Origin of the sequence: Microcystis sp. LSC13-02, assembly GCA_002282935.1 — a bacterium.
Classification (GTDB): Bacteria; Cyanobacteriota; Cyanobacteriia; order Cyanobacteriales; family Microcystaceae; genus Microcystis.
On record MTBT01000316.1, the window covers coordinates 11,717 to 18,849 of the forward strand.

8 protein-coding genes and 1 pseudogene are annotated in these 7,133 nt (G+C 41.7%); 6 read left to right on the top strand and 3 right to left on the bottom strand.

Features of this window, described 5'->3' with window-relative positions:
• Positions 1-143: 143 nt before the first annotated feature.
• The gene (locus tag BGL89_RS19620) at positions 144-623 is read left to right on the top strand and encodes a hypothetical protein (RefSeq protein ID WP_286827201.1); all 480 of its coding nucleotides are present in this window, start codon (positions 144-146) and stop codon (positions 621-623) included.
• Between the two features lie 172 nt (positions 624-795).
• Here BGL89_RS19620 and BGL89_RS19625 read toward each other — a convergent pair whose 3' ends face one another.
• Positions 796-954, bottom strand: coding sequence for a microviridin/marinostatin family tricyclic proteinase inhibitor (locus BGL89_RS19625; RefSeq protein ID WP_002750786.1), 159 nt, complete (start codon positions 952-954; stop codon positions 796-798).
• Here BGL89_RS19625 and BGL89_RS19630 point away from each other — a divergent pair.
• Positions 953-1,144: a hypothetical protein gene (locus BGL89_RS19630; RefSeq protein WP_158201334.1), complete on the top strand. Its 192-nt coding sequence runs from the start codon at positions 953-955 to the stop codon at positions 1,142-1,144. The genes BGL89_RS19625 and BGL89_RS19630 overlap by 2 nt on opposite strands.
• A gap of 22 nt (positions 1,145-1,166) precedes the next feature.
• Here the strand turns inward: BGL89_RS19630 and BGL89_RS21385 are convergent.
• A pseudogene (locus BGL89_RS21385) lies at positions 1,167-1,375 on the bottom strand (MvdC/MvdD family ATP grasp protein); the annotation flags it as partial.
• A 72-nt stretch (positions 1,376-1,447) separates the two neighbouring features.
• Between BGL89_RS21385 and BGL89_RS19635 the strand changes: the two are divergent.
• Both BGL89_RS19635 and BGL89_RS19640 read left to right on the top strand, forming a co-directional pair.
• Positions 1,448-2,236, top strand: a complete 789-nt coding sequence (locus tag BGL89_RS19635; protein WP_286827202.1) for a class I SAM-dependent methyltransferase — start codon at positions 1,448-1,450, stop codon at positions 2,234-2,236.
• Between the two features lie 38 nt (positions 2,237-2,274).
• Positions 2,275-3,009, top strand: a complete 735-nt coding sequence (locus BGL89_RS19640) for an SDR family oxidoreductase (RefSeq protein WP_286827204.1) — start codon at positions 2,275-2,277, stop codon at positions 3,007-3,009.
• 157 nt (positions 3,010-3,166) lie between these two features.
• On the opposite strand, the gene BGL89_RS19645 is transcribed toward BGL89_RS19640, so the two are convergent.
• The gene (locus BGL89_RS19645; protein WP_286827206.1) at positions 3,167-4,411 is read right to left on the bottom strand and encodes a DNA sulfur modification protein DndB; all 1,245 of its coding nucleotides are present in this window, start codon (positions 4,409-4,411) and stop codon (positions 3,167-3,169) included.
• Between the two features lie 191 nt (positions 4,412-4,602).
• On the opposite strand from BGL89_RS19645, the gene dndC reads away from it, so the two are divergent.
• Together dndC and BGL89_RS19655 are read left to right on the top strand one after the other, a co-directional pair.
• Positions 4,603-6,192 (top strand): DNA phosphorothioation system sulfurtransferase DndC, encoded by a 1,590-nt coding sequence (gene dndC, locus BGL89_RS19650; RefSeq protein ID WP_286827208.1) that lies wholly within the window; start codon positions 4,603-4,605, stop codon positions 6,190-6,192.
• Between the two features lie 63 nt (positions 6,193-6,255).
• Complete coding sequence (locus tag BGL89_RS19655) at positions 6,256-6,948, top strand: M15 family metallopeptidase (protein WP_286827209.1); 693 nt, start codon at positions 6,256-6,258, stop codon at positions 6,946-6,948.
• Positions 6,949-7,133: the final 185 nt, after the last annotated feature.

Sequence of the window (7,133 nt, forward strand, 5' to 3'; positions counted from 1 at the left end):
CGGTGAAGCGTCAACCCCGTTCAGCGACCACCCTAAAAAAGTGGCGTGGTGAGGAATCGCCGTCCGTTTTACGGCGGCGAGGATGTCAAATGACTGAAATCCCGACCAACCAATCCAACTTAGTGATTTTAGGAGTCTCATCAATGACGGAAACTACTGAAACGGCCATTCCCAAGGATTTTCTGGGAATTAATCCCACAGAAATCAACAAAAAACTTATCTCCTGGGGAATTTCTCTGGATGAAGTTGTTCAAAAACTTGCTTCTCTGGGACTCCCCGGCATTATTTTCATTATTGCTATTGCCGCATCCAGCACTACTGCCTATCCTGCGATTTACGCACTTTTAGGGTTAGGCGGTCCGCTGGGACTAATTGGTGGACTTGGGGTCTTAGGCATCTCTACCATTATTGGCGACATTGTGACAGGTTATGGCATTGAGGCACTGCTTAAAACGGTCTATCTCAAACGTCGTGAAACAGAAACTCAAGAATATCTCATCAATGAGGTGGAAGGTTTACCAATTTCTCAAGTTCTAAAACTTAACCTGAAAAAGGCTATTGAAGTCGAAATTACCGCCGAAGAACCCGTTGCTCCCAAAGAAGTCGAAATTGCTGAAGAGTAGTTTTAACTTAACTAAGCACTTTCTCCCTCCTCTACCCGGCTGCCTCCACCGGCCAATTGACTTGTTTAGCAAACCCTAAATACAACAAAAAACCGCCATAAATCTTACTCCTGCTTGACTTATGGCGGTGGTTTATTTCTGTCTGAATTACTGAAAGCAATCTTTAAATTAATTAACTATCTTCCCAGTCAGAAGGCCATTTCCAAGTCCAAACGGGAGCCGGTTCAGAATCGGGGGGGGAATCGGGGGTCGGAGCCTCGTCTTGGTCCGCCGATAAAAAACGAGCAAAGAAGGGGATTGCTTTACTTTGTTCGCTATTAGGATAATTCATGGTCATTCCTAGTTTTGAGTGGCAGCTTTTTCAAGATAGCTGCGATTACCCTGTGATAGTAACATATATTGCCGTCTTACTCAAGTCAAATACTCACCTTACCCGCACTCCCATCGGTGACACTTATAGCGGTATTCAGAGTCATGAGGTACGACGATTTTCTTCCCTGTCCCCCGCTCCCCATTCCTAATTCAAAAGCGATAACTTCTGTCCCTCACCAGATATGATAATATAGATTGATGGTTATAGGTTAATTGATAAAAACTTTTTTTACCATTAAATTGGGCTGTTAGTTGAACCTCTAAGGGAAATTTATCGGTATCTAAGCAAAAAGCTGTGGCTCCTTTTTTTCTATCGCCTCAGCCACGCGGTCAATATCTAGTGCCTTAACAGGAGTTTGGCAAGCATTGCTATAACCCACTTCCCACTCTACTAAGCCCAATCGTGTTAAACTAATGTAGTTTTTTGCCGAAAGAGTTAAGTGAGTTTAAAAATGGATAAAAATGAATGGATTAGTAGATTCGACGATTTAATTTGTAGTCCTTCGATTCGAGAGTTTTATGGTGAAAGAGAGTTTTTTAATGTCGGTTATTGGCTCTCCCATACCCAAGATCAACAGGAAGCATCCTCCACTCTGATGGAGAAACTTTTAGAATTTATTCCCAACAAACAGGGAACAATTCTTGACATTGGCTGTGGTTTAGGAGCAACTACTCATTATCTTCTCAAATATTACCCATTGACAGCAATTGTAGGCATTAACATTTCTCCCACACAAATTGCCAGAAGTCTCTTGAATTTTCCCGAAGGTAAATTTCTGTTAATGGACGCAGTAGAGATGGATTTTGCCGATGATTCTTTTGAGCAAATTATTTGTGTAGAAGCGGCTTTTTATTTTAATACTAGACAGCAATTCCTACAAGAAGCTTGGCGAGTATTAAAGCCGGGGGGAACCTTAATTCTCTCAGATCTGAGTTTTGCCACAACAGAACTTTTAGGGGATTGGACAGTTCCCCAAGCAAACAGGGTCAAAGATATTGCAGAGTATCAAAATCTTTATCAACAGGCAGGGTTTAAAGATGTTCAATTTGTCGAGGTGACGGAGGAGTGCTGGTTCAGACATTTTCGCCATCTTAAATCTTGGTTAACAGAGGAATTGCAATCAGGAAAATTAGACGAAGAAACCTATAATTTAAACATTAAGGCTCTGGATAATTTGCTAAGTTCCTCGTCCATAACTTATTGGTTAGTTGCTGCCCAAAAGCCAGTCAATATGCTGTAATAGCTGTAAGTTTTTCTGAAATTTTTGGAGACAAAAAAATGTTTGATTCCTTATCGGGTAAAAAAGTCGTTATTATTGGTGCAAACTCCGGGATTGACCTAGCGATTGCCGAAAAATTGCTCTCCCTGGGGGCAAAAGTGGTGCTTTCCCATGCTTCTCAAGAGAAATTAGCTGCCGCTGTTGCCCTAATTTCCGGGGAGATTGAAGCCAAAACTGTTAATTTTTTAGAAGAAGATTCTGTTAATGCCTTTTTTGCAGAAATTGGCAACTTTGACCATTTAGTAGTCACCTCTCTCGGAGACAGAAATATGCCGCGAGCCTTATTAACCGAAATGACCGCAGAAACGGCCCGGGGAGGTATGGAGAAATTCTGGGGAACCTTTTTAGCAGTGCGTGGCTCCCTGAAAACTTTGGCCAAGGACGGTTCTATTACCCTGACATCAAGCGTCACTATCTTCAAATATTCCAAAATGGGCGGAATTTCCGTCATAGCCGCCGCTAATAGTGCCGTAGCAGTATTTGGACGCGCCCTCGCCCTAGAACTCGCTCCTGTTCGCGTTAACGTTGTTGCCCCCGGATTAATAGAAGATACAAGTATCTGGAGCAGTCAAAGTGATTCGGAACGCTCCGACCTGAGCAAATGGGCGGTTTCTGCTCTACCTGTCGAACATTTAGGGCAACCCGAAGAAGTCGCCCTAGCAGTATTGAGTTTGATTATCAACCCCTATATGACAGGTGTGGTTTTACCCGTGGACGGTGGAGTTACTCTTTAATCCCTAACGGGATTTCAACCCTCAACCCGGGAACGTGATGCTAAATCCTGTTTAAAAGGTCTAGGGGGGAGTGGGAAGTGGGTTTTTAAAGTTGCATTAAGGGTTAATCGTAGTACGCAAGTTCTATAGTATGCGATCGCTTGTTAGCTGCGCTCGATCATTGAAAATCTAACATAGAACTTGTAGATTTTTCTACCCATCCTAGCCGATTTTTTACGTTGTAAACTGCCAGTTTTACCATATTCATGGTCGCAGATATTCTGTAAGGATTTGCTGGCTTTTTAGGGTTAGGATCTATTCTAACGACATTTCCACTCCAAAGATCACTACCAGTTGCCCAGTCTAATCCAGCCAACAATGAAATTTTAGCACTATCAAAACTGTTGTTATTTTCATCGTAAATATCATACAACAAGTATCCTAATATTTCTAAGCCTACACTACGTCCTAAAATACAACTTGTCTGAAATTGAGTTAACTGATCAACGGTTAATTTATCTGTGCTATTCTCCGCTATTTCTCTAGTTTGAGAACACTCATGAAAAAACTGATTTAAACATTTAGATAAAGCCTCAGATGATTCTTCAACGCTTATCTCTGTTAAATCAGAACTAATGTCGTTATCAAATGCTAAACTTACTAATTTAGCCACATAGTTAAATGTATAAATAAGTTTCTTTTTTAACGAAGTTTGATCTTTGATAGCTTCTGTTTTACCAGCAAACATAGACACTTGATGGAGTAAATTTTTAGTAATACCCACCCGTCCTTCAAATTCCCCAAAGGAGAGAAGTAATGATTTATCTAAAGGCCTTGTTTGAGCCATATCTCTAAAATCAGTTTGGCATTGTCTAAAATCCCCTTCCAATACCAAAGTAATAGGAAAATCATTATCACCGATTAGTTCACCCTCAGAATTCGTAATCAATTCGTGAATAGCGCGTTTACGATGTTGACCATCTGTAATATCTAATTTGATTCCACGTCCGATTATAACCAAGCATAGCCCACGAGCAAGATCGATCAGCTTAATTTTTTCTGGATCAACATTAGCTGTTAGAGTTCCTAAAATCCATGGTTTATCTTGTTTAATCCGCTTAAGGATATATTCTTTAACTTCCTCTGTATGTCCTTGAACCTCTGGGCGATTTTTTCCTGAATCGGGATCGTTCCCTGTAGATGGCTTTGCTTGGAGCAAGGTTGGTAAATCATGAGCGGGAACGTTTATTTGAACCATTTTTCGTTTTCCTTGTTGGAAAACTAGCCCAAGATAGCATTTCTCTCTGTAATGCTCAGAAAAGTAGTATTCCAGTACCTGATTCAGTTGTTGAGTCAAATCTGAAGAATGAGGTGCAATATCAGACATAATAGAAAAAAACACCAAAAAACACTCAATAATCATATATTATAGCAGTTATCTTAATGATGAGGCACGAAGTTTTCGTTTTGGGGAATAGGGAACGCCAGAATAGGGAACAAGGAACAGCAGCTGATCGCCCAAGGATGATGCCAAATCCCGTCATACTTCATCTTTAGGCGAAACTCTGTAGTCATCCTTGAGACACTCAGTATCGAGAGAAATACGGACTTTTTATGACAGATACCCTCAAATCAGATAAGTCGCCTATCCGTACTATTGCGGAGTTTGTCGAGGATTTAAATTATTTAACTCAAGAAATACAGGAATTATACTGTGCAGATACTATTCCTTGGGTTGTGGGAGTATCATGGGGAAAAGATAGTACAAGTATATTGCAGTTGATCTGGAATGCGATCGCTGCCTTACCATTAGAGAAGCGACACAAAACCATTCATGTCATCACTACCGATACTTTTGTTGAAAACCCAATTGTTTCTACTTGGGTACGCAGATGTATTAGACAGCTTACAGAAGCGGCAAAACAGCAACAAATGCCTGTTAAATCGCATCTACTGCATCCTGAAGTTGACGCTACTTTCTGGGTTTGTTTGATAGGAAAAGGATATCCTGCTCCAAGGCACGGCTTTCGTTGGTGTACTGATCGCATGAAAATTCAGCCTGTCAATAACTTTATTCGCAATTTAGTCAGAGTTCATTGTGAAACTATTGTTGTGCTAGGAATTAGGAAGGCTGAAAGTCAAGCGCGAGCAATCACCATGAAAAAACATGAAATAGGTAGAGTTCGTGACAGATTAAGCCCCAATGGACGTTTAATCAACTCTTTGATTTATACTCCCATAGAAGATTGGCGTACTGATGAAGTATGGATGTACTTAATGCAGTGGGAAAATCCCTGGGGAGGAGATAACAAAGAATTATTAGCAATGTATCGAGGAGCGACTGCGGATAATGAATGTCCCCTAGTGGTAGATACTTCCACTCCTAGCTGTGGAGATTCGCGCTTTGGTTGTTGGGTGTGTACGTTGGTGAATAAAGATAAATCGATGGAGGCAATGATACAGAATGACGAAGAAAAAGAATGGTTACAACCACTTTTAGAGCTTCGCAACGAATTAGACTTAAAAAACGACAGAGAAAGGCGAGATTTTCGCCGTATTTATGGCAAGGTTGAACTTTTTGGTTCAGACAAGATCGAACCCATACCGGGCCCTTATACTAAACAATGGCGAGAATATTGGCTAAGACGGGTATTAGAGGCTCAGGAGAGCGTGCGTACTAATGCACCGGAGGACATGAAAGATATTACCCTAATTACCACGGAGGAACTCAGCGAAATTCGCCGGATTTGGAGGGAAGAAAAGCACGAATTTGATGACCAATTACCGAAGATTTATAAACAAGTGACTGGAGAAACTTTTCAAGACCCGCGACCGGGAGCGGATAATAATCTTTTGGGGAGTGAAGAATGGGATATACTCGCGGATATCTGTGCCGAGGATTCCATGCACCTAGAATTATTGGCTAAACTGATCGATACGGAACGTCAATATTTTCTCAAAATCTCTCGCAAGGGTATTTACAAAGATCTAGAAAAATGCTTTGAATCTAGTTCTCGTAGTAAAGAGGAAGCGATCGAAAATGCCCGTTATGTCTATGATCTAAAGAATGCCGCTCAAAGTGGCAATATTGCTCAGGTGAAAGAACAACTAAAAGAGAGTTTTAGTGAACCGGAAAAAGACCCGCAAAAACAGTTAACTTGGGCCAGCATGAAATTCCCTACAACCGATGAGGAGGAGGAATAACGGGTTTATGTAAACTGGCGATCGAGTTGACAATCAATAAAATTACTGTTTCCCGACGACGCGATGAAACCCTACCAAAAAATTCCTATTCGTGAATGCGGGGAACCCCTAGTACCTATACCCGCAGATAAGTTTGTTATACCTTCTCCCCATGCTTACGAGAAATTAGGGGCTAATTATCGGGGTAAATCTCCCTATTTTTTGCGACAAGGGGTGTTAAATGCTCTGATTGAGGCTCAAAACCGTCTGCAAGTCTATCAACCTGGTTGGCAAATTTTGATTTTTGATGCCTATCGACCAGTGGAAGTGCAACAATTTATGGTCGATTACAGTTTTCAGACTCTCCTAGACACAAGAGGATTAGCCAAAGAGAAACTATCGGAGGCAGAAAGTCAAGGGATTTTAACAGAAGTTTACACTATTTGGGCGGTTCCCAGCGATAATGCCGCCACCCCGCCTCCCCATAGTACCGGAGCGGCGATCGATATTACCCTAGTTGACGAGAAGGGACAAGCCATCGACATGGGGGGAGAAATCGATGAGATCGGAGAGCGATCGCATCCCGATTATTATATCGCCGCAAAAAGCCCGCAAGAACAGAGTTATCATCAAAAACGAGTTTTATTGGCTAAAGTGATGGAGGAGGCGGGATTTAGCCGACATAAGGGGGAATGGTGGCATTTTTCCCTAGGGGATCAGATGTGGGCCTGGTCGCTCGATCGAGCCTACGCCATCTATGGCAGAGTGGAGGATTAAGTAGGGTTTGCGGCAAAAAGTTTCTTGTGGGGACAGGGTGTGGGGTGTGGGGTGTGGGGTGTAGGTTTTTACCGATTCTCATCTGGTCAATTACCTAGGGTCTGCTGAATAATGGTAAAACCCTTTTAAAATAAAGCTTTTGACCTGTTAAAGTCCGATGTTAGTGCAAGAAAATAGGATTGGGA

Excerpts from the sequence above, each read along its gene's own strand:
- BGL89_RS19625 (WP_002750786.1), bottom strand. The coding sequence starts at position 954 with ATGAATTATCCTAATAGCGAACAAAGTAAAGCAATCCCCTTCTTTGCT.
- BGL89_RS19635 (WP_286827202.1), top strand. The coding sequence starts at position 1,448 with ATGGATAAAAATGAATGGATTAGTAGATTCGACGATTTAATTTGTAGT.
- BGL89_RS19645 (WP_286827206.1), bottom strand. The coding sequence starts at position 4,411 with ATGATTATTGAGTGTTTTTTGGTGTTTTTTTCTATTATGTCTGATATT.
- dndC (WP_286827208.1), top strand. The coding sequence starts at position 4,603 with ATGACAGATACCCTCAAATCAGATAAGTCGCCTATCCGTACTATTGCG.
- BGL89_RS19630 (WP_158201334.1), top strand. The coding sequence starts at position 953 with ATGGTCATTCCTAGTTTTGAGTGGCAGCTTTTTCAAGATAGCTGCGAT.
- BGL89_RS19655 (WP_286827209.1), top strand. The coding sequence starts at position 6,256 with ATGAAACCCTACCAAAAAATTCCTATTCGTGAATGCGGGGAACCCCTA.
- BGL89_RS19620 (WP_286827201.1), top strand. The coding sequence starts at position 144 with ATGACGGAAACTACTGAAACGGCCATTCCCAAGGATTTTCTGGGAATT.
- BGL89_RS19640 (WP_286827204.1), top strand. The coding sequence starts at position 2,275 with ATGTTTGATTCCTTATCGGGTAAAAAAGTCGTTATTATTGGTGCAAAC.